19 protein-coding genes and 2 pseudogenes are annotated in these 21,617 nt (G+C 67.2%); 8 read left to right on the forward strand and 13 right to left on the reverse strand.

The annotated features are described in order from the left end of the window. Nucleotides 1–38 precede the first annotated feature (38 nt). Together ACQEVZ_RS58960 and ACQEVZ_RS58965 are read right to left on the reverse strand one after the other, a co-directional pair. Nucleotides 39–1,565: a 4-hydroxyphenylacetate 3-hydroxylase family protein gene (locus ACQEVZ_RS58960; RefSeq protein ID WP_433385621.1), complete on the reverse strand. Its 1,527-nt coding sequence runs from the start codon at nt 1,563–1,565 to the stop codon at nt 39–41. Nucleotides 1,566–1,610: 45 nt separating this feature from the next. Continuing rightward, nucleotides 1,611–2,288: an O-methyltransferase gene (locus tag ACQEVZ_RS58965; protein WP_433385624.1), complete on the reverse strand. Its 678-nt coding sequence runs from the start codon at nt 2,286–2,288 to the stop codon at nt 1,611–1,613. Between the two features lie 259 nt (nt 2,289–2,547). Here ACQEVZ_RS58965 and ACQEVZ_RS58970 point away from each other — a divergent pair, with 259 nt between their 5' ends. The 4 genes and pseudogenes from ACQEVZ_RS58970 to ACQEVZ_RS58985 all read left to right on the forward strand — a co-directional run bounded on the left by ACQEVZ_RS58970 (nt 2,548) and on the right by ACQEVZ_RS58985 (nt 6,380). Further along, nucleotides 2,548–3,777, forward strand: coding sequence for a cytochrome P450 family protein (locus tag ACQEVZ_RS58970; protein ID WP_433385627.1), 1,230 nt, complete (start codon nt 2,548–2,550; stop codon nt 3,775–3,777). Between the two features lie 117 nt (nt 3,778–3,894). Then, a pseudogene (locus tag ACQEVZ_RS58975) lies at nt 3,895–4,582 on the forward strand (IS630 family transposase); the annotation flags it as partial. Nucleotides 4,583–4,646: 64 nt separating this feature from the next. Beyond that, complete coding sequence (locus ACQEVZ_RS58980; RefSeq protein WP_433385630.1) at nt 4,647–4,946, forward strand: transposase; 300 nt, start codon at nt 4,647–4,649, stop codon at nt 4,944–4,946. A gap of 618 nt (nt 4,947–5,564) precedes the next feature. Beyond that, complete coding sequence (locus tag ACQEVZ_RS58985) at nt 5,565–6,380, forward strand: reverse transcriptase domain-containing protein (protein ID WP_433385633.1); 816 nt, start codon at nt 5,565–5,567, stop codon at nt 6,378–6,380. Between the two features lie 16 nt (nt 6,381–6,396). Here ACQEVZ_RS58985 and ACQEVZ_RS58990 read toward each other — a convergent pair whose 3' ends face one another. The 6 genes from ACQEVZ_RS58990 to ACQEVZ_RS59015 form a co-directional block, all read right to left on the reverse strand. Beyond that, nucleotides 6,397–7,401, reverse strand: coding sequence for a tyrosine-type recombinase/integrase (locus tag ACQEVZ_RS58990; protein WP_433385636.1), 1,005 nt, complete (start codon nt 7,399–7,401; stop codon nt 6,397–6,399). Beyond that, nucleotides 7,391–8,371, reverse strand: a complete 981-nt coding sequence (locus tag ACQEVZ_RS58995; RefSeq protein WP_433376097.1) for a tyrosine-type recombinase/integrase — start codon at nt 8,369–8,371, stop codon at nt 7,391–7,393. The genes ACQEVZ_RS58990 and ACQEVZ_RS58995 overlap by 11 nt, the downstream gene beginning before the upstream one ends. Further along, on the reverse strand, nt 8,368–9,597 hold the full coding sequence (locus tag ACQEVZ_RS59000; RefSeq protein ID WP_433376094.1) for a site-specific integrase: 1,230 nt from the start codon (nt 9,595–9,597) through the stop codon (nt 8,368–8,370). The genes ACQEVZ_RS58995 and ACQEVZ_RS59000 overlap by 4 nt, the downstream gene beginning before the upstream one ends. 429 nt (nt 9,598–10,026) lie before the next feature. Continuing rightward, a complete protein-coding gene (locus ACQEVZ_RS59005; protein WP_433376178.1) occupies nt 10,027–11,016 on the reverse strand; it encodes a tyrosine-type recombinase/integrase in 990 nt (329 codons plus the stop codon). Beyond that, nucleotides 11,013–11,954 (reverse strand): tyrosine-type recombinase/integrase, encoded by a 942-nt coding sequence (locus tag ACQEVZ_RS59010; RefSeq protein WP_433376181.1) that lies wholly within the window; start codon nt 11,952–11,954, stop codon nt 11,013–11,015. Before ACQEVZ_RS59010 ends, ACQEVZ_RS59005 begins: the two co-directional genes overlap by 4 nt. Further along, nucleotides 11,951–12,817 (reverse strand): site-specific integrase, encoded by an 867-nt coding sequence (locus ACQEVZ_RS59015; protein WP_433376184.1) that lies wholly within the window; start codon nt 12,815–12,817, stop codon nt 11,951–11,953. Before ACQEVZ_RS59015 ends, ACQEVZ_RS59010 begins: the two co-directional genes overlap by 4 nt. A gap of 242 nt (nt 12,818–13,059) precedes the next feature. On the opposite strand from ACQEVZ_RS59015, the gene ACQEVZ_RS59020 reads away from it, so the two are divergent. Together ACQEVZ_RS59020 and ACQEVZ_RS59025 are read left to right on the forward strand one after the other, a co-directional pair. Then, nucleotides 13,060–13,290 (forward strand): hypothetical protein, encoded by a 231-nt coding sequence (locus tag ACQEVZ_RS59020; protein WP_433385639.1) that lies wholly within the window; start codon nt 13,060–13,062, stop codon nt 13,288–13,290. 241 nt (nt 13,291–13,531) lie between these two features. Continuing rightward, a complete protein-coding gene (locus ACQEVZ_RS59025) occupies nt 13,532–14,386 on the forward strand; it encodes an IS5 family transposase (protein WP_433385642.1) in 855 nt (284 codons plus the stop codon). Nucleotides 14,387–14,417: 31 nt separating this feature from the next. On the opposite strand, the gene ACQEVZ_RS59030 is transcribed toward ACQEVZ_RS59025, so the two are convergent. Then, a complete protein-coding gene (locus ACQEVZ_RS59030; RefSeq protein ID WP_433386196.1) occupies nt 14,418–15,851 on the reverse strand; it encodes an NF041680 family putative transposase in 1,434 nt (477 codons plus the stop codon). A 476-nt stretch (nt 15,852–16,327) separates the two neighbouring features. Between ACQEVZ_RS59030 and ACQEVZ_RS59035 the strand changes: the two genes are divergently transcribed. After that, nucleotides 16,328–17,767: an IS701 family transposase gene (locus ACQEVZ_RS59035; protein ID WP_433383984.1), complete on the forward strand. Its 1,440-nt coding sequence runs from the start codon at nt 16,328–16,330 to the stop codon at nt 17,765–17,767. 21 nt (nt 17,768–17,788) lie between these two features. On the opposite strand, the gene ACQEVZ_RS59040 is transcribed toward ACQEVZ_RS59035, so the two are convergent. Further along, a complete protein-coding gene (locus tag ACQEVZ_RS59040; protein ID WP_433376193.1) occupies nt 17,789–18,880 on the reverse strand; it encodes an IS630 family transposase in 1,092 nt (363 codons plus the stop codon). A 66-nt stretch (nt 18,881–18,946) separates the two neighbouring features. After that, nucleotides 18,947–20,371 (reverse strand): IS701 family transposase, encoded by a 1,425-nt coding sequence (locus tag ACQEVZ_RS59045; RefSeq protein WP_433376502.1) that lies wholly within the window; start codon nt 20,369–20,371, stop codon nt 18,947–18,949. Nucleotides 20,372–20,514: 143 nt separating this feature from the next. Between ACQEVZ_RS59045 and ACQEVZ_RS59050 the strand changes: the two genes are divergently transcribed. Then, nucleotides 20,515–20,772, forward strand: coding sequence for a group II intron maturase-specific domain-containing protein (locus ACQEVZ_RS59050; RefSeq protein ID WP_433386216.1), 258 nt, complete (start codon nt 20,515–20,517; stop codon nt 20,770–20,772). On the opposite strand, the gene ACQEVZ_RS59055 is transcribed toward ACQEVZ_RS59050, so the two are convergent. Both ACQEVZ_RS59055 and ACQEVZ_RS59060 read right to left on the reverse strand, forming a co-directional pair. After that, nucleotides 20,708–20,947 carry an integrase core domain-containing protein gene (locus ACQEVZ_RS59055; RefSeq protein WP_433385645.1) on the reverse strand — a complete coding sequence of 80 codons (240 nt, stop codon included), beginning with the start codon at nt 20,945–20,947 and terminating at the stop codon, nt 20,708–20,710. The two genes, ACQEVZ_RS59050 and ACQEVZ_RS59055, sit on opposite strands and share 65 nt — an antisense overlap. 52 nt (nt 20,948–20,999) lie before the next feature. Then, nucleotides 21,000–21,593: pseudogene (locus ACQEVZ_RS59060) on the reverse strand (IS3 family transposase); the annotation flags it as partial. Nucleotides 21,594–21,617: the final 24 nt, after the last annotated feature.

A 21,617-nucleotide genomic window follows, 5' to 3' on the forward strand; every position in this document is an offset into this window, starting at 1 on the left:
CCGAGACACCCCCTGTTTGCTGCGCGGCCGCAGCGTAATCAGCCGCCCGGCTTCTGGGCCAGGTCCGGGACCGTCCACCCGTCGAGGTCGTACTCGTTGAGACAGGTGTCGACGAAGGCCCGATAACCCTCCACCTGGCCTGTCGCCACCTGACCGAACAGCAGCTCGGTACGGGTGCCCTCATGGTTGCCGGCGTAATTGCGCTCGTACAGCTCATGCCGACCGCCGAACTCGGTGCCGACCGCGTCCCACAGCAGCTTCATCACCTTGACCCGCTCCACCGCGTCCGTGCCGTTCGAGCCTCTGACGTATTTGTCGAGGTACTTGCGGATGGCCGGGTTCGCGAAGTCGGCGGCGCTGGAGTTGACATAGATCAGGGCGCCCGCCACGTCCTGCAGCACGATCTCCTTGATCCGGGGGTAGCCGATCTGCATGAACCATCGGTATGCCTGACCGTAGTCGGGGTTCGGCAGCAGCGCACCGTTGCGCCAGGCGACAGGATTGCGCGCCGCCGCGTCCGACAACCCCCAGAAGAGGTTGCGCCAAGCCAGGACCTCTCCCAGGCGGCTCTGGACGCCGCGGAAGGAGCTGGTGCCGGTGATGTCCAGCGCCTTGGCGAGCAAGCCGGCGATGAACTCCAGCTTCACCGCAAGACGGGTGCAGCCGTGAAACGTCGACCGCTCGATGAAACCGGACTCCCCGGTGAAGACCTGCACCTTGCCGATGTCGCCGTAGACGAAGACGTTCTCCCAGGGGATGAGGACCTTGTCTAGGACAAGGATGCAGTCGTTCTCGTCCAGTCTCGTGGACAGCGGGTAGTCGAACGGACTGCCGGATGCCGTCGCAGCCGAGTACGAGGGCCGGCAGAGCAGCTTTAGACCCTGGGCGTTCATGGGGATGGTCGCCATCAGCGCGAACTCGCGTTGCTTGATCGGCAGACCGTAGTGTGCGATGAAATTGTAGTGCGTCAGCGCCGAGCCCGTGGCGACCATCTTCGCTCCGCTGACGATCAGCCCCGAGTCGGTCTCCTTCTCCACATGGACGAAGACGTCTCCCACCTGGTCGGCCGGACGGCTGCGATCCACCGGTGGATGCACGAGCGCGTGGTTCCAGAACAGGACCTTCTGCTGCGACTCGCGGTACCAGCGGCGAGCGTTGTCGGCGAACGGCTCATAGAACTCGGCGTTGGCCCCGAGCGTGCCCAGGAACGATGCCTTGTAGTCGGGGCTGCGTCCCATCCACCCGTACGTCATTCGGGCCCAGGTCGCGATGGCCCGCTGGTCGGCGACCATGTCCTCGACCGTGTGCGGGGTGGTGAAGAACCTGTGGGTGTATCCCGGCGTACCACAGTCGGTCGGCGCGGTCAGAATCTCGCGGGTCTCCGTGGCATGCAGCGCGTCGTAGAGCCGCGCCGTCATGGCGATCGCGTTGCGGAATGCACCGTGCTCGGTCACGTCCTTGATCCGGTCGCCGTACAGGTAGATCTCGCGTTCGTCGCGAAGGCTCTGCGTGTACTCCGCGCCGGTCATCGGTCGCGTCGACGGCTGCTCGTCCGGACCGGTCATCGGGTTCTCCCCCGTGCTCAAGTGGCTGGTGACGGACACTGGCGATCACTTCTTCCGGGCGAGGGTGACGCCGTCGGCGATCGGCAGCATGACCGTGTCGAGCCGACGATCGGCGGCCAGCATCGCGTTGACGCTGCGCATCGTCTGGGCCGCCATACGGGGCATCTCGTCAGGCACTGCTTCGGGGTGCATCACCGCACCCTTGAGCAGAACGTTGTCCAAGATCAGAAGGCCGCCGGAGCGCAGCAGCGGGACCGCCGCCTGGTAGTAGCGCGGATAGCTCATCTTGTCCGCGTCGATGAAGATGATGTCGGCCCGCCCGGTGCCGGCCAGGCCCGCCAGCGTCTTCCAGGCCGGCCCGAGACGGAACTCGATCCGGTCGTCGACGCCGTCGCGCTTCCAGTGCTCGATCGCGGTGTCGAGCCATTCTTCGGTGACGTCGCACGTGATCACCCGACCTCCAGGCGCTAGGCCGCGGGCGAACGACAGCGCCGACAGGCCCGTAAAGGTGCCGACGTCGATGACGAGTTTCGCGGACATGATCCGAGCCAGCAGGGTCAGCAGACCCGCCTGCTCGACCGGCGTCATCATTTCGAAGAGCTCGCCCACCGCAGCGGTTTCCTGGACGAGGCTCGTCACGACTGGATCAGGCGGTGTGCACGACTGCACGATGTAGTTGCTCAGCGCTTCATCCCGCCGGAATGTGCTCATCGGTGCCTCCATCTGTGTCTGTCTGCGCAGGGCGACGTCCGACGCCAGCGGACAGGAAGCGACGCGTCTGCCCCACCTTCATGGACCGCCCCGCCGGCGTGCACCTCCCGGCGTGCGCACGGATCACGGGTCGGTCGCCATGCCGCACACAGGAAGGCGCCGTCATGCTCCGGACCTCGAAGAATCGATGCCAGCGCCGCGCGCACGGGTGCGTCGGGCGGGTCCGATGTCGTCGGACTCGAGCGAGTCATCGAGTACGAAGGAAGTGGACATGACACAAGACACCGGCGTGGTCGCTCTCGAGGCAGCCGACTTCGACGATCCACGTGTGCTGCTGTCCAGGCTGGGCAGGACCCGGCCGATCCACCGGGTCACGCTGCCGGACGGCATGCCGGCCTGGCTCATCACCGGCTACAGCGAAGGGCGCAAGGCCCTCGCCGACCACCGGCTGGCCCGCCGCGGCGCCGCGGCGGCACCGGAGTTGAACCCGTTCCTGCAGGGCATCTACAACGACGGGTTCTTCCCTCATTCCATGGTGTTCAACGACCGCCCGGACCACACGCGGATGAAGCAGGTGGTGTCGCAGGCATTCACGCCCCGGCAGATGGAGCGTCTGCGTCCCCAGGTCCAGGCAATCACGGACGGGCTGTTCGACGCGATCTCCCCACTCGGACGGGCCGACGTCCTGGAGTCGCTGGCGCTGCAGCTGCCGAACGCCGTGATCTGCGACTGGTTCGACATCAAGCGGGAGGACCGCGACGAGTTCGTGTCGCACTGCGGTGTGATCACCGGACTGACCGTGTCGGTCGGCGATGACGCCATGGGCAAAGCGAGCCGCTGGTTCGACGAGTACTTGACCGCCGTCATCGCCGAACGTCGCGCTCGCCCTGGCGACGACATGATCTCCGCGATGCTCGCGTCGCAGGAGGCCAACCAGAACCTGACGGATGTCGAGTTGCGCTCCAACATCTTCCTCATGCTGATCGGGTCCGTCGAGACGGCCGTCAACATGATCTCCAACGGAACGTTGGCACTGCTGCGCAACCCGGAGGCGATCGAGCTGCTGCGGGCCGACCCGACCCTGATCGGTGGCGCAATCGAGGAGATCCTGCGCATCGACGCGCCGGTCATGACCGTGATGTATCACTTCGCCACGGAGAAGCTGACCATCGGTGACGTGGAGATCCAGCCCGGCGAGCACGTCGCGGTGTCGTTGACGGCCGCCAACTACGACGCCGGGCAGTTCAAGGACCCGGAGCTGTTCGACATCCGCCGGGAGCACGACCGGCATCTCAGCTTCAGCCACGGGGTCCACTTCTGCCTGGGCGCGCCACTGGCCCGGCTGGAGGGCGAGGTCTACTTCTCGACGCTGCTGCGCCGGCTGCCCGACCTTGCTCTGGCCGTCCCGGACCGGGAGCTGACCTGGAAGCCAAGCTTCCTGGTGCACCGGCTGCACCAGCTGCCTGTGACGTTCACCCCGTCGCCCCCGTTCGGGTCCTGAGGCAGGCGCTGCCCGCGTGACCTGGCGACCGTGAGGCCGCCGCCGGATGACGGCGGCGGCCTTTTCTGCCTCCTGTCTAGTGTGCTGAGTCGTTGATTCGTTGATAGATTGCTTGGCATGGGTGATGGTCGTGGCCCGAAGCTGGCGACGCTGGAGCTGACGGCTGCGGAGCGGGAGGAGTTGCAAGGCCTGGCCAGGCGTCCGAAGACGGCACAGCCCTTGGCGTTGCGTGCGCGGATCGTACTGGCGTGCGCGGACGGGCTGTCCAACAGCGAGGCGTCACGCAAACTCGGTGTGTCTCTGCCAACGATCGGCAAGTGGCGCAAGCGGTTCGTCGCCGAGCGGGTCGACGGGCTGCTCGATGAGCCGCGCCCCGGCGCACCCCGGAAGATCGGCGATGCTCAGGTCGAAGCGGTCATCACCAAAACGCTCGAAGAGTCACCGTCCAATCAGGACAGTCACTGGTCGACCCGGTCGATGGCCAGGGCGGTGGGCCTGAACCAGACCGCGGTCTCCCGCATCTGGCGGGCGTTCGGACTCAAGCCGCATCAGGTCGACAGCTGGAAGCTGTCGACCGACCCACTGTTCATCGACAAGGTCCGCGACATCGTCGGGTTGTACCTCGACCCGCCCGACGCCGCCATGGTCCTCGCGGTAGACGAGAAATCACAGATCCAGGCCCTGGACCGCACCGCGCCGGTACTGCCGATGATGCCCGCCGCACCGGGCCGGCAGACCCACGACTAAATCCGCCACGGCACCACCAGCCTCTTCGCCGGCCCTCGACATCGCCACCGGCAAGGTAGAGCCACCCCCGCTTTCATGGAGCTTCTTGATCATGGTCTGATGGGCCGTGGGAAGGAAGATTCGTGCCAGCACCGAAGAAGTACTCACCTGATCTGCGGCAACGTGCCGTGCGGTTGTATCGGGAGTCGGACCCGAAGCCGGTGATCCGCCGGTTGGCCGAGCAGCTCAACGTGCATCCGGAGGCGTTGCGGAACTGGATCCGGCAGGCTGAGGCCGACGCCGGTGAGCGCACCGACCGGCCGTCCAGTGACCTCCTCGACGAGAACCGCAGGCTGGCGCGGGAGAACGCTGAGCTGAGGCGGGCGAACGAGATCCTGAAGGCGGCGAGCGCGTATTTCGCCTCGGAGCTGTGCGCCACGTAGCGCTGATTGATCGAGGAGGGTGAGAGACCTTCCCGCCGGGCCGTCGCAGCGGCCCGGTTGAAGCCTGAGGGCAGCCCGAGCCGCGCAATGGCGGTGAGGGTGGCAAGCGGCCCTGGCAAAGGCGGGACGTGCCGGGACTGCCAGACGGTGCGGGTTCGTCGAGGCGAGGCCAGAAGGTGTAACGCGGGTGAACCAGTGTCTGACGCTCCGTAACAGCGAAGCCGGCTCCAACCTGGTGGATATGGGCCGGTGTGCAGCGCACGATCAGCACGATCCTGGGCTGGTCGACTCCGAAGCCGTTTAGCTCCGATGGTGGGGCGGCAATGGTGAAGGTCTGCGGCGTAGCCGTGGCGATGCTGCCGGGGTATAGCTGGGCGCCTCCCTGGCCGATCGATTGTTGGTGAACGTGGGAACCGACCGGCGCCCGCCGGATTCCCGTCCGTCCAGGATGGGGTCGGCAGGCGTGTTGCCGCTGATGGGTGACCGGTCGGGGCGGAGGCCTCGTAGTAGTTGCGGGTGTGACGACCCGCCGCCGGGGTCCGGGAGAGCCGGACGCAGGGCGAAGGAGGCCAGCAAGTCACGCAGTGCGGATGCTGGAATGCCAGGAGGTTGTCGCCGGTGAATACCGTCGATCCGGAGTTGGCTCTGTTGCGGGCTGAGGATCGGGTGCTGGAGATCCAGACCAAGCTGCACCGTTGGGCGCGTGATGATCCTCATCGAGCGTTCGGCGACCTGTTCAACCTTGTCACCGATCCCGCGTTCCTGTTGGTGGCGTGGGATCGGGTGCGGAGTAACAAGGGTGCCAAGACCGCTGGGGTGGACGGGCGGACAGCGCTGTCCATCGTGTTGCGCGTCGGCGTCGAGGAGTTCCTCGACGGGCTGCGGGTCTCGTTGAAGGACCGTAGTTTCCGGCCGCTGCCGGTGCGGGAGCGGATGATCCCGAAGCCGGGCGGGAAGCTACGCCGGTTGGGGATCGCGACGATCACCGACCGGGTGGTTCAGGCATCTGTGAAGCTGGTGTTGGAGCCGATCTTTGAGGCGGACTTTCTCCCATGTAGTTATGGGTTCCGTCCGGGGCGCCGGGCTCATGACGCGGTCGCCGAGATCCGTCATCTGGCGACGAGGCCACGCAGTTACGAGTGGATCGTGGAAGGTGACATCAAGGCATGCTTCGATGAGATCGACCATGCCGCCCTGATGGGGCGGGTTCGTGGCCGGATCGCTGACAAGCGCGTCCTGGACCTGGTGAAGGCGTTCCTGAAAGCTGGGATCCTTGGTGAGGATCGACAGCTTCGGGAAACCAACGCCGGAACTCCGCAAGGTTCATTATGTTCAGCTGAACATAATGAACCTTATGAACAGTGCTGGGTTATGCGCAGCGTCGGCCTGTCGGTCCTGGTCAGGGCGGAGCTGGGGGTCGAGCGCTGCGCATAACGCGTGGGTGTTCGGGTCAGAGGTTGGTGAGCCAGTCGAGCAGTCCGGGGTCTTGGTTCCATTCGGACAGGTCGTCGGAGGTTGTGTCGGTGTAGGCGGCTTCGAGGGCTTTGCGTTTCGCTTCGGTCGAGGCGCGGGCGTAGATCTCGGTGGTGGACAGGTCGATGTGTCCGAGGATGTCGCGGATGTAGGGCAGGGGGACGCCTGCTTCGTAGAGGTGCATGGCCTTGCTGTGGCGCAGGGTGTGCGGGCTGACGTCGGCGCCGGCGAGTTGCGGGTTGTCTGTCCTGGCCAGGTATTTGCTGATGACCCAGGCGATGCCGCCACGGCTGAGCTTGCTGCGGTGCTGGTTGAAGAACACCGGGTGGTCGTCGTGGCCGGGTCGGTCCAGGCGATGTTCGGCCAGGTAGGCGGCCAGGATCGCTGTCGTGTTGCCTATCAGGGGGACGTGGCGTGTCTTGCGGCCTTTCCCGGTCAGGGCGGCCATGGCGGGGGGTTCGAGACGGATGTCGCGGACGGTGAGGTCGGCGATTTCCTGGACCCTGGCGGCGGTGTCGTAGAGCGTGGCGAGCAGGGTCGCGTCGCGTCGGCCGCGGTGGGTGGACCGGTCGGGTTGAGCGAGCAGCAGACGGGTCTGCCCGACGGTCAGGTGGTTGACGCCCGGGCGGGCCTGCTTCTTGGTGGGGATGGCGAGGATGTCTTGGTAGCAGGCCATCCGGGCTGGGTCCTCGGTTTGCATCCAGGTGCAGAACGAGCTGATCGCGGCCAGTCGCTGGTTACGCGTCGACGCGCTGTTGTGCCGGCTGGCCTCGAGCCATTCAAGGAACCCGGTGATAGCGGCGGCATCGACGTGATCGAGGGTGAGCTTGGCTGCGGGGATTGACCTTTCGTCGCGCAAGTAGGCGATCAGGAGTTTGAACGTGTCGCGGTAGGACGCGACCGTGTTGGGTGAGCAGCCGCGCATCCCGGCCAGGTGCGTGGTGAGGAAGCGGCGCAGGAAGACCGCGAAGTCAGTAGCCATGGCACGGCCCTGTGGTGAGGGGCGGGACGACGTCGCCGGTGGCCTGCTGGACTCGGGCGGTGACGTCCGGGTAGGACTCGGCGGTCAGCCTGAGGTAGTAGGCGGTGTCGGCGATCGAGGAATGGCCCAGGTAGGTTTGCAGGACCGGCAGCAACGCGCCGACGTCCTGGCCGTGGGCGAACCAGGAACGCAGGTTGTTGACCGCGAAGGTATGGCGGAGATCGTGGACGCGGGGGCCGTGGCCTCGACCACCATGAGAGATGCGGGCCTGCCACAGAAATCGGCGGAAGTTCTTGTCGATGTTCCCGAGTGTCAGCGGCTTTCCGGCCGTGCCGGGGAAGAACCAGTCTGCGCCCGAGCGGCCGGCGACGTGGGCGTGGTAGTCGGCGAGCCTCACGCGCAGCGGCGCACTGACGGGCACCTGCCGGTCTTTGCCGCCCTTCGCGTCGCGGATCTGCAGCACGCCGGTGGTGATGTCAACGTCGTCGACGCGCAGCAGGCGGGCTTCGGAGGCACGCAGCCCGCAGGCGTAGATCGTGCGGAACAGCACTGGCATGACCAGATGCCGGAACGGGACCTGGGAACAGGAGTTGCAGCGGTCGGTCTGGGTGAACAGGGCCGCCAGTTCCTGATCGGTGTAGATGTGCGGGACGTAACGGCCGGGTCTGGGCAGCGCACCTTTGGGCAGGACGTAGGCCGGCACGCCCTGGCGGTGAAGCCACCGGGCCAACTCCCGCACCGGCGCGGCCAGGCCCTGCAGGGTCGCCGGCGTGACTGCGCGCCGCCGGGCGGCCGCGAGCCACGCCTCGACCGAAGCCTCGGTGGGCGCGGCCAGTCCGGGGAACTCGCTGCGGCAGAACGCGGCGAACCGGGCCAGCACCCGTTCTTCGGCTGCGTATTTGTAGCCGAGGGCGCGTTTCTGGGCGACCAGCGCCGTGATCGCGTCGGTCATGGTGATGTCGGCGCTCATCGTGACGCCTGCTGCACCGGCGCGTCCGGGTCCAGGGCGCACGTGGCTAGCAGACCCAGCGACGACTTCAAATACACGCCAGTCGACTGCACCGACCGGTGACCGAGGATGTCGGCGATCTGCTCGACCGGCGTGCCGTCCTCCATCAACCGAGTGGCCAGGGTGTGCCGCAGCGAGTGCATGCCGTGGCGGCGTTGCTCACTCACCGCAACGTGCGCCGCCCGGGCGTGCTTGACCAGGATCTGATGCAGATGGTCCTGCTCGGAGAACGGTCCGATCGGAGCGTGGTGCCGCAGGAACACCTGCGGGTAGTCGCAGACCGGCCGACCATGACGGATGTAGTCGATCACCGCCCAGCCGACCTCTTTGAGCAACGGCAACTGCACCCGGTGCCCGGTCTTGGCCTGCGCCACGCTCAACCGGTTGCCCGGCCAGTCGAAGTCGGCGAACTCCAGCCGTCTGACATCCACGCCGCGCAGCCCGAGCCTGGCGATCAGCACAATAATCGCGTAGTCCCGCTTCCCGCACGGATTGCCCCGGTCGATCGCGTCCAGGATCCTGGCCACGTCGCCGGGATCCCACACCGACGGGACCCTGACCCGCTTGCTGGACCGCACCGCCGGGACCGCTTCCAGGACAGCGGCGTCGACCAGGCCGCCGGCGCAGGCGAACCGGAGGAAGGACCGCACCGCGCACAGTTTCTGCTCGACAGTCTTGACCTGGTATCCCGCGAGGGTGGCGACGAACGCCTGGAGCGTCGCGGCGTCGCAACGAGCCAGCCCGCCATGGGTGCCGGCGAACGCGACGAACTCCCCGGCCACCGTCGCATACACCCGCACGGTCGATACGGCGCGGTCAGCGGAGCGCAGCCACGCCTGGAACCGCACGACCGCGTCGGCGCCCTCCCCGTCCAGCTTGGCCACGGACCGGGAGTAGCGGCGCAGCACCGCCCCGTGCAACGCGTAATCGCCCAGCATCTGCGCGACCCTGAACAGATAGATATCATTCGGTTTGAGCGCGCCCGCCCGCTCCTTGTCGAAGAAGCCACACGCCTCATCGACCCACGCCATCGCCACGTCCAGGAAGAACTCCTCGACGCCACGGGCAGCGAAGAACCTCTCCATCCGGCGCCAGCAGCCCCGATACCAGACCAACGTCGAGTCCTTGTAGCCCAGACGCCGCAACTCCGCGTCCAAACCCGACACCAGCGCAGACACAGCCGTCATCACAGCCGACCTCCGATCACGCGAGCCGGCACCATGCCGACCCTGATCAGATCCTCGGCGCGTTATGCGCAGCGCTCGACCCCCAGCTCCGCCCTGACCAGGACCGACAGGCCGACGCTGCGCATAACCCAGCACTGTTCATAAGGGTCAATCCTGTCCCCGTTGGTCAGCAACATCGCCCTGGCGGTGCTGGACGAGCACATCGCCCAGCAGCCCGGAGGTCCGAACTCCAGCCCGGGTGTCAGGGCCGGGCGGCTGCGGCGAGGCATGCCGAACTTCAAGCTGGTCCGGTATGCCGACTTATGCCGAGCTCGGCATAAGTCCGCTTATGCCGAGGTCCGGGTTATGCCGATGTTGGTGTCGGATCGGCTGGTCAGGGCGGTGGGCGGCGTCCCGCCATCGGCATAACCCGGTGGGTGGTGGCGGTGGTTAGAGGTTGTCGAGGAACGCGAGCAGGGTGTCGGGTGGCCGGTATCGGCCGGGGCTGGTGCCGGGCTGCTGGACGCGGGCGAGGGCTTGTTCCTTGATGGTCATGTCGGCGTGAAGGTAGATCTGGGTGGTTTCGGTTCCTTCGTGTCCGAGCCAGAGGGCGATGACGGAGGTGTCAACTCCGGCCTTCAAGAGCGTCATGGCGGCGGAGTGCCTCAGCGTGTGCGGAGTGACCTGCTTCTCCTTGATCGACGCGCAGCTGTCTGCGGCGGTAGCGGCGTGCTTTGCGACGAGGCGTTCGACGGCGTCGCGGGATAGCCGTCCGCCGGACTGGGTGGGAAACAGCGGGCCGGCGGGGTCGGGGCTGAGCTCGGCGAGCCAGGTCCGCATCACTTTGACGGTCTGGGTGGTCAGCGGGGTGGCCCGGTCTTTGCGGCCCTTGCCATGGCAGCGGACGTGCGGCCCGGCGTCCAGGTGGATGTCGTGGCGTTTCAGACCGGTGAGCTCGGAGACCCGCAGGCCGGTCTGGACGTCGATCAGGAGCAGGGCCCGGTCGCGGCGGCCGTGCCAGGTCTCGCGGCTGGGGGCCGCGACCAGTGCGTCGATCTCCTCGGCGGTGAGGTAGCTGACGATGGCCCGTTCGCGTCGCCTCGGTGGGATCGCCAAGACCTGGCTGATGGTGGCGGCGTGCTCAGGCGCCTTCGGGGCCGCGTACTTGAACAGCGAGTGGATCGCGGCCAGGCGGGCGTTGCGGGTGGCGCTGCCGTTTCCCCGCTGTTCTTCCAGGTGGTGCAGGAACGCGCCCACCAGGGTGGCGTCCAGGTCGGCGAGGCTGAGCCGGCTGGGTGTCTTGCCGGTCTTGTCGCGGGCGAAGGCCAGCAGGAGGCGGCAGGTGTCCCGGTAGGCGGCGACGGTGTTCGGGCTGGCCTTCTTCTGTCGGGCCAGCCGGTCGGTGAAGAACCCCTGCAGGATAGGAGCGAGGTCGGTCACGACGTCACCTTCGCGTCCTGCCCGGTGGGCTCCAACCTGGTGGCGGCCAGGGCGAGCAGTTCCGGGACGGCCGAGAGGTACCAGTAAGTGGACTTCGGATCGATGTGCCCCAGCCAAGTGGACAGGACCGGGAGCCTGGCCTGGACGTCGCTGCCGTCGCGGTACCAGTCCAGCAACGTTGCGACGGTGAAAACGTGCCTCAGGTCATGCAACCGCGGGGGCCGCCGCCCAGCAGGAGCCTTGATCCCTGCTGCCGTGACCAGCTGCGCGAACGTCTTGGGGGTGTTGCGGCGGTCCAGTGGCCGGCCCTGACTGTTGACCAGGAACGTGCCCGCGGTCGGCCGAGGGAACGCCTCGTCCCGGGCCCGTTCATAGGCGCGCAGGGCAGCGGCCGCGGTCGGGTGCAGGAACACCATGCGGGACTTTCCGAACTTGGAGTCCTCGATCACGATCGTCTCCGCGTTCAGGTCGACGTCGCCGCGGCGCATGCGGCAGGCCTCGCCCTGCCGCACGCCGGTCACAGCCAGCAGGCCGATGAGCGTGCGCCAGGTCAGCCCTCGGAACGCGGGCCGCAGCGTCCTGGCCACGTCCATCAGAGCGGTGACCTCCTGCGGGGAGTAGAGGTAGGGCGGAACCCGCCACTGGCGGCGGTCCAGCACGTCCTCGGGCGGGACCTCAGTGGCAGGATCCAGCGGCTGCAGGTAGCGAGCGAAGATCCGCACCACGTCAAGACGGCGGGCCTGGTATGCCTCGTGGTCGCTGCCCCTGGCGGTCGAGGTCGCCCATTGCACCGCCAGGTCCATGGTTACCGTCGTGGCCCCATGGTCCTCGCAGAACCGGACGAAGCTCATCAGCCGCGGCCCCCAGCTCTCCAGCTTGAAGCCCAGCGCCCTGCGCATGACCAGGTACTCCTCGGCCCTGGCCCGCAGCGCGCTCACCGACCGGCTCCAGGCCACTGCCGGGCCAGCGGGCGCAGCGCGTTCTGGTCGACCTTGGCATAGATCGAGGTCGACAGCATGCTGCGGTGCCGCAGCACCTGTCCGACCTCGGGCAGCGATGCCCCCGCCCGCAGCATCTCGGTCGCCAGTGCGTGCCGGAACCGGTGCGTTCCCCGCCGCTGCAGGCCGGCCCGCCCGCATGCCCTGCCCATGACGGCCCGGACCGCCTCCGCCGTCAGTGGCCGGTAGGGCCGCCGGACCGTCACGAACACCGACCGCGACTCACACCTCGGCCGCCCGTGCTCCAGCCACGCGACAAGGGCCTCCCCAGCCGGGACCGGCAGCGGGAGCCGCTCGGTCCGGCTGCCCTTGCCGGTGACCGCAATCTCCCCGGCCCGCCAGTCGATGTCACCGACCTGCAGACCGGCGGCCTCGGCACCCCGCAGGCCGAGCCCGGCCAGCAGCGACAAGACCGCGTAATCGCGCGAGCCGACCGGCGTGTCCCGGTCACAGCTGGCCAGTAGCCGCTCGATCTCCACTGCCTTCAGGCCTCGGGGCAGCGAGGCCATCTGCCACGACGCGATCGCCGGAACCGCCCCCGCCAGAGCAACTGATATCCGCCCAGTCGCGTGGGCGAACCGCAAGAACGCCCGCAGCGACGTCACCATCGCTTTCGCCGTCCACGTGTTGCGACCCGGCGTCCAGTCCACCATGAACGCAGTCACCTTCCCCGCGTCCAGTTCACCGACCGCCGCGGCCCCGCCGATCCCAGCCAGGAACGCCTTCGACTGCTTGGAGTAACAGCGCACCGTCACCGGCGACAAGCCCCGCTCCCGGTCCAGCCAGCCTCGGAACTCAGCCAACAGCACAACGTCGGGCTGCCCGCAGCCCGAACCCGCATCCGTTCCCATGATCATCTCCTACCTGGAGGAACACCGATCACTCCAGACAGGCACACCACCCGCAAACACCACAGGATTATGCCGATGGCGGGACGCCGCCCACCGCCCTGACCAGCCGATCCGACACCAACATCGGCATAACCCGGACCTCGGCATAAGCCGACGACTGGTGCCTGATGATCAGAGGCAGTCAGTCCGACGCCGTGACGCTGCGGGACGAGATCGTTCGAGTGTTGTCGACGATGGGCCTGCGCCTGTCGCCTGACAAGACGCTGATCACCCATATCGACGAGGGCGTGGACTTCCTCGGGTGGCGCATCCGGCGTCATCGTAAGAGGGGGACCGACCGGTACTTCGTCTATACCTACCCGGCCAGGAAGTCGCTGAAAGCGGTGATGGCCAAGCCCGGGTTCCGCAGTTGCGGAGGTGACTAGTCCCACGCCTCTGGGGTCTGAGCTGCAGAAACCCTTGGCTACCTGGTGGTAGGGCGTGTCACTAGGTCGGAGCATCTGCCCAGGTCAGGCCACCTACCGCGCGCTCGAACGCGTCGGTGCGGTCGTTAAGAGCGACCGGCGATAGGTGTCAGGATTCGGGCGGGTTGAGGCCCGGGATGTAGGACAGGCACGGGTTCATCGATCATCGGAGTTCTCTACGCTTCGTGACCGATGGAGTCCCGTGCCTGCGCTGCCATCTTCGTTGTTCGAGCCTGTCTGGGTCCAGTTCGCCGCGCTGTGGCCTGAGCAACCCGAGTTCGACCCGTCGCATCCTCTGGGCTGCCACCGCCGCCGGATCCCGGACCGGGTGGTGTTCGAGCACGTCATCGCTGCGTTGGTGCACGGGTCCGGCTATGAACGTGTCGCGTCGGATGCCTGCTCGGACCGGACGATCCGCCGGCGTCTGCGGTTGTGGGCCGATGCCGGTCTCGGTGAACAGGTCCACGAGCTTGCCCTGGACGCCTACGACCGGATGATCGGGCTGGACCTGACCGATGTCAGCGCCGACGGCGCCATCACGAAAGCGCCGTGCGGCGGGGACCAGGCTGGCCGGTCCCCGGTCGACCGCGGCAAAGGCGGTATGAAACGCTCGACCGGCGTGGACGGCTACGGCATCCCACTCGGGATGACCGGCGCCAGCGCCAACCGGCACGACTCGCCGTTGCTGCGTGACACCTTCGAAGCGTGCAGCACCCAACTGCGCCACCGCTGGCCTGAGCAGGTCACCGCACACCTGGATCGCGGCTACGACAACAACCGCTGCCGTGACCTGCTCGACGAACTCGGCTTCGACGCGCAGATCGCCCGCAAGGGCGTACCCGCCCCGATCCAGATCGGCAAACGCTGGGTCGTCGAGCGCACGAACTCATGGATGAACAGCTTCGGCAAGATCCGCCGCTGCACCGACCGCGACGCCACGATCGTCGACTTCTACCTGTACCTGGCCGCCGCGATCGTCACCATCCGTCAACTCATCCAACGAGCCCGCACGCTCTACCGCTGGGACACCCGACCAACCACCCGCCGACTCAAATGACACCTATCGCCGGTCGCTCTAAGCTTGAGTTTTATCCTTTGAGTGCCTGCTTGCGGGCTTTCAGAATGTCCACTGTGGACTTCTTCTTGCCGACTGGGTAGCGGGTTCGTGGGGGCCGGGTGCTGCCCTTGGGACGGCCGGGGCCGGGAGTGGTCGTTTTCGGCCTACTGGCCGGAGTGCCCAGATGCCGGCGCAGGTTACGGAAACCCCGGCGGACCCGTCCAGGGGTCATCGACCGCCCGGCAGGGATCGTCTTCTCCCAGGGACGGCGTAGATCGGTCGTGAGAGTCTTCGCCAGCCGCAGCTGTGCGTGTGCGGCCAGGATCAGCCATGTCCAGCGTTCACCTTGTTGTGGAGTACGGATCTGCGGGGCGGTCCAGCCCAGACTGGACTTGAGCAGCCGGAAGGTGTGTTCCACATCGAACCGGCGAAGGTAGGTCTTCCACAGCAGGTCCAGGTCAAAGACGATGCCCGGTGGTGCGGTGTGCCACAGCCACAGGTCTTCCGGCGCCCGGTTGCCGGGCAGACGCTCGACCTGGATGCGGATCACGGTGCCAGCCACGACCGGCAGGACCCCCTCGAAGCCGGTCCAGCCGGCCTGTCTGGACAGTTTCTGGTGCAGCCCGTGCCACGCGCTGACCATCACCTCGCCGTATCGCGGGTTCTGCCCACGCAGCCGCTGAGTGGGTGCCGGAAGCGATGCCGGCTTGGACAGTTCGAAACGGCTGCCGTGTCTCTTGGGCCGGCCCGGGCGGCCGTCCTTGCGCCCCTTGGGTGCCGGTGCATAGAACACCCGGTCGCTGCGCACCCGACCCAGGACCTGCACACCCAGACCATCGCGTTCGGCGAGATAGGTGATGCGGGTCAGGTCGTATCCGGAGTCGAACGTGAACACCGGCGCGGGCCGCCGCGCGAGCGTCCCGGCCGCGTCCAGGCGGGCGAGCACGTTGCCGATCTGGGCGACGGTCACCACCGTCGCGTCGTCGTCGGGGCCGATACGCACCGCGTCCAGCAGCGCGGTCCACGACGAGGCACCCCACTCCAACCCGGCGGCGAAGGAGAACGGCCAGCCCGGAATCGTCTTGCGGGATCCGTCGCAACGGCAGGAGGTGTAGCAGTGGCACAGCCCCGCAGAGGTCACCGCGTCCGGCCGTGGCCACGCCGAGGTATCCACCGCGATCTTCACCGGACCGTCGTCGGCGGGCTGCCACGACGACGCGATCAGCCCAGCCAGCTGTTCAACGTCGAGGTCACCACAAGCCAGCGCGTCATACAACGCCCCGTGTCCACGCCGGAACACCTTCTCCTGCGACAGTTCCACCAGAGAGTCCACCGGACCCTCGACGGTCAACACCGCATCCACGAGCTCGAACAACGCGTCCGCGCGTCTGTCGAAGCACGCATACAACCCGGCCCGGAACGCGACCAACGCCGCACGACACACCGAGGCATCCGTTGCCACCACGGCCTTCAAACCTGGCATAGTAGGCCCCACGGCCACCCCGCATCCTTCGAAGCTTCAGCACTCCGAATGATCACGGGTGGCCGTACCCATATCCTTGCGACACACCGAAACGGCCCGGACGATCTTCTGATCGTCCGGGCCGTTGGTTAAATCTCAAGCTAAGCCGAATTTCGATTCGTGGGCAGTTTGCCATACAGGACTGGGCGCGACGCGCCCACCCATCGACAATTGACGTTCAACGAGTCGATAGGATCCATGCCACTACACCTCCCGCCTGACGGGGCAGGGAGCACCGCCGAGGCCGTTGACCTGCGGAAACGTCCTCGCCTAGTGACACGCCTTGCCACTAGGTAGCCGTGAGTTGTCGCAGCTCAATGCCTGGTTCCGCGCACTAGCGGTAGTTTGTTGCCTGCGGCTTCTGGGCAGTAATAGCCGTGAAGTGTTCGGACTTTTGTAGGTTTGCTGAGGTGTGAGCGATGACTGTGCGTCGTCGGTGTCCACCGGCGCCGGGTTCGTTGGAGGGCTACGCTGCCCGCTTCGATGATCTGTTCGGCAGGCTGGCCCAGCGTCGGGGGTTTCGTGAGTACCTGACCGGGCTGCTCGCGCCGCGTGACCGGAACAAGACGTTGACCTGTCTGGCCGGGGCTGAGCCGGTCATCGGGGCTCAGCATCCGGCGGTACAACGGCTGCAGTTCTTCCTGTCGGAGTCCACCTGGGACCATGAGCAGGTCAACGCCCGGCGGGTGGAGTTGCTGCTGGCTGATCCCGCCACCGCGCCGCATGCCGGTGGGGTGCTGGTCGTCGACGATTCCGGTGACCGCAAGGACGGTACCGCCACCGCGCATGTGGGCAACCAGTGGCTGGGCCGCTATGGCAAGACCGACCGCGGGATCGTCACCGTGACCACCCTGTGGGCCGACGAGCGGCTGTACTACCCGCTGCATGCGGTGCCCTACACCCCCGCGCACCACTTCCCGAAAGGCAAGCACGACCCAGACTTCCGCACCAAGCTGCAGATCGCTGCCGACCTGGCCGTGCAAGCCCGTCAGTCGGGCGTGGTCTTCCGCGCGGTGGCCGCCGACTGTGCCTACGGCGACCAGGACGGCTTCCGGGCCGACCTCCGCGCGGCGGGACTGCCATTCGTCATGGCCCTCAAACCGCACCGGGGGACATGGGCCTACGCAGACCAGGCGTACACCCCCGTCGACGCTGCCCGCGACCTGGCCTGGAACAGTCCCGAAGAGCCGGGCGACTGGACGCCGGCGCCCCGGACGTTCCGCGACGGGCATACCCAGACGTGGTGGGCCGCCGAGGCGCGGCTGGGCTGGTGGGGGCCGGACGGGACGACCCGGCTGGTCGTGGCCACCGCCGACCCGGCCACCCTGCCGGAGAAGGCCACCTGGTATCTGGCCACCGATCTGCCTCGACTCGGCGGCCCCCGGGCTGTCGACAGCCCTCATCCACCCGCGGACCTGGCGGAGATCGTGTGGATCTATGGGATCCGGCACTGGATCGAGCAGGGCTACAAGCAGGTCAAGGACGAACTCGGGTGGGCCGATTTCCAAGCCCGTTCCGACACCGCCATCCGTCGCCATCAGACCCTGGTCAACTGCGCGTTTTGCTTCTGCTGGGATGCCTGGTTAGCAGATCGAGCACCGTCACAGCCAGCAGCACCACCCCCTGATCCCGGTGCTCGAGAGAGGGGGACCCGCACCCGGCAGGCCGTCGGCAGCCCTGTGCTGGCCCCGAACCATCCGGGAGGTCCGCGGCTGGCTCGTTCCCTGGATCATGTTGCGGCGCTGTTGGCGGGCGTGGTCGAACAGGCCCCCACCCGCCGAGCTCCAGGCACTCCTCGACGCCGTCGCAAGTGGACAACCCCTGTACCTGTACCACCTGAGCTAACAAACTACCGCTAGTGTCGCGTGATTCTGGTGTCGTTACTTCGCGTTGTTCTCGACGAGTTGTTTGACGCTGGCCTGGACCCAGCGGACCTTGGCGAGGATCTCGTCGGCGGTGGCGGTCCAGGTGAATGGCTTGGCTTCGGCGTTCCAGTGCGCGACGTAGTCGCGGATGCGGACGATGAGGGCGTTGACCGAGGTGAACGTGCCGCGGCGGATGGACTGGCGGGTGATGAGTCCGAACCAGATCTCGATCATGTTCAGCCAGCTGCTGCCGGTCGGGGTGTAGTGGAACGTGACGTTCGGGTGTGCGGCCAGCCAGGCCCGGACCTCGGGGGTGCCGTGGGTGGACAGGTTGTCCAGCACCACGTGGATCTCTTTGCCGGCATGGGGTTTCACGGCTTTGCGCAGGAAGGCCAGGAACCGGGCGCCGTCGCGGACGGGCTGGCAGTCGGCGGTGACCTGCCCGGTGGCGACGTCCAGGGCGGCGAACAGGTTGGTGATGCCGTGCCGTCGGTAGTCGTGGGTGCGTTGCTCGGTCACCCCGAAGTCCAGCGGCAGCAACGGCTGGGTCCGGTCCAGAGCTTGGACTTGGGTCTTTTCGTCGATCGACAGGACGACCGCGCCGCCGGGCGGGTCGAGGTAGAGCCCGACGATGTCGGCGACCTTCTCGGCGAAGCGGGGGTCCCTCGACAGCTTGAAGGTGCCCTGCCGGTGCGGCTGCAGCTTGTTGTCCCGCCACAGTTTCGCGACGTAGTGCCAGGACACCGACACGCCCTCGGCCCGTTTGAGGTATGCGGCCAGTTGCCGGGACGACCAGTGCGACAACCCGGTCTCCACCGGCGGTGTGGCACGGGTCAGCGCCAGGACCCGGGCCCTCACCGCGGCCGGGACCTGCTCCCGCGGCGCGGCGTGGGAGCCGTCTTCCAGACCGGCCAGACCGTTGTCCGCGTACCGCTGTACCCAACGGTCCACAGTGGGCAGTGACACCCCGGCCAACCCGGCGACGTCCTTACGGCGCCGGCCCTCCGCCATCCACAACACGATCCGCGCCCGGGTCGCCACCACCGCCGGCACGTCCCGGCTGTTGATCACCGCCCGCAACTCCGCGGTCTGGCCCTCGGTCAGCATCACACCAGGATCAACGACCGACCCGACATAACGCAACCAGCATCACGTGACACTAGCGGTAGTTTGTTAGCTCAGGTGGTACAGGTACAGGGGTTGTCCACTTGCGACGGCGTCGAGGAGTGCCTGGAGCTCGGCGGGTGGGGGCCTGTTCGACCACGCCCGCCAACAGCGCCGCAACATGATCCAGGGAACGAGCCAGCCGCGGACCTCCCGGATGGTTCGGGGCCAGCACAGGGCTGCCGACGGCCTGCCGGGTGCGGGTCCCCTCTCTCGAGCACCGGGATCAGGGGGTGGTGCTGCTGGCTGTGACGGTGCTCGATCTGCTAACCAGGCATCCCAGCAGAAGCAAAACGCGCAGTTGACCAGGGTCTGATGGCGACGGATGGCGGTGTCGGAACGGGCTTGGAAATCGGCCCACCCGAGTTCGTCCTTGACCTGCTTGTAGCCCTGCTCGATCCAGTGCCGGATCCCATAGATCCACACGATCTCCGCCAGGTCCGCGGGTGGATGAGGGCTGTCGACAGCCCGGGGGCCGCCGAGTCGAGGCAGATCGGTGGCCAGATACCAGGTGGCCTTCTCCGGCAGGGTGGCCGGGTCGGCGGTGGCCACGACCAGCCGGGTCGTCCCGTCCGGCCCCCACCAGCCCAGCCGCGCCTCGGCGGCCCACCACGTCTGGGTATGCCCGTCGCGGAACGTCCGGGGCGCCGGCGTCCAGTCGCCCGGCTCTTCGGGACTGTTCCAGGCCAGGTCGCGGGCAGCGTCGACGGGGGTGTACGCCTGGTCTGCGTAGGCCCATGTCCCCCGGTGCGGTTTGAGGGCCATGACGAATGGCAGTCCCGCCGCGCGGAGGTCGGCCCGGAAGCCGTCCTGGTCGCCGTAGGCACAGTCGGCGGCCACCGCGCGGAAGACCACGCCCGACTGACGGGCTTGCACGGCCAGGTCGGCAGCGATCTGCAGCTTGGTGCGGAAGTCTGGGTCGTGCTTGCCTTTCGGGAAGTGGTGCGCGGGGGTGTAGGGCACCGCATGCAGCGGGTAGTACAGCCGCTCGTCGGCCCACAGGGTGGTCACGGTGACGATCCCGCGGTCGGTCTTGCCATAGCGGCCCAGCCACTGGTTGCCCACATGCGCGGTGGCGGTACCGTCCTTGCGGTCACCGGAATCGTCGACGACCAGCACCCCACCGGCATGCGGCGCGGTGGCGGGATCAGCCAGCAGCAACTCCACCCGCCGGGCGTTGACCTGCTCATGGTCCCAGGTGGACTCCGACAGGAAGAACTGCAGCCGTTGTACCGCCGGATGCTGAGCCCCGATGACCGGCTCAGCCCCGGCCAGACAGGTCAACGTCTTGTTCCGGTCACGCGGCGCGAGCAGCCCGGTCAGGTACTCACGAAACCCCCGACGCTGGGCCAGCCTGCCGAACAGATCATCGAAGCGGGCAGCGTAGCCCTCCAACGAACCCGGCGCCGGTGGACACCGACGACGCACAGTCATCGCTCACACCTCAGCAAACCTACAAAAGTCCGAACACTTCACGGCTATTACTGCCCAGAAGCCGCAGGCAACAAACTACCGCTAGTTGATCCCTCAACTGCGGAACGTGGGCCAAGGTGAAGACGCTGTGCCGGCAGGTCGAGGTGAACCAGCCGCTGGACGAGCTGATCCGACGGCTCAACCAGGCAGTTCGTGGCTGGTGCGCCTACTTCCGGCCAGAGGTGTCGTCGGCGACCTTCGCCTATCTCAGCCACTACCTGTGGCAGACGGTATGGCGGTGGCTGCGACGCAAACACCGCCGAGTGAAGTTCCACCCCAGGATCGGACACCGGGGTTTCATGCCGCGAGGGCGGTGGTCTGACCGTAACAGACGCGGGCCTCGTACGGGGTTCGGTGGCTGAGTGTCGAATGTAGACGGTTGCGGTTGTAATAGGCAAGGTACGCGAACACGGCTCGGCGCGCGTCGGCCCGGGTGGCCCAGACCCGGGTGCCGATCTCGGCTTTCAGGGTCGCGAAGAACGATTCGGCGACGGCGTTGTCGTAGCACGATCCGACGCGGCCCATCGACCCTCTCATGTGGAGCGACTTGAGCGTGGTGCGGAACTCGGTCGAGGTGTACTGAGCCGCGGTCGGAGTGGAAGATGGCCCGTGGCTTGACCAGACCGCGCCGGTGGGCCAGCTCGACCGCGTCGCACACGAGGTCGGCGCGCATGCGCTCGGCCATCGCGTAGCCGACGACCTCGCGGTTGAACAGGTCGATGGTGGTGGCCAGGTAGAGCCAGCCTTCCTGGGTGGGCAGGTAGGTGATGTCGCCGACGAGGCGGTGCCCTGGAGCGGGCGAGGTGAAGTCGCGGCCGATCAGGTCCGGCGCGGGCGCGGCGGTCGTGTCCTGCTTGGTCAGCGACCGCCGTCGGCGGCGGGTGATGCCGACGATGCGGCGTTCCCGCATGATCCGCTCGACGCGCTTACGGTTGACCCGGCGGCCGCGCCGGCGCAGCTCGTCCGTCACACGCGGCGAGCCGTAGGAGCCCTTGTGCTCGCCGTGGATGGTGCGGATCTCGGCAGCGAGGTCGTCCTCGGCCTCAGCACGCTCCTGACGGGCGGGCTGGGCAGCGACCCACTCGTAGTAGCCCTGCCTGCGACCGACCGCCAGAACGCGGCACAGCCGCGTGACGCCATAGGTGGCGTGGTGCCCGGAGATGAACCGGTAGCGGTGGATCATCGACCCATCTGACTCGAAAATATC

Origin of the sequence: Dactylosporangium sp. CA-152071 (assembly GCF_050936335.1) — a bacterium.
In the GTDB taxonomy this organism is placed as follows: domain Bacteria; phylum Actinomycetota; class Actinomycetes; order Mycobacteriales; family Micromonosporaceae; genus Dactylosporangium; species Dactylosporangium maewongense.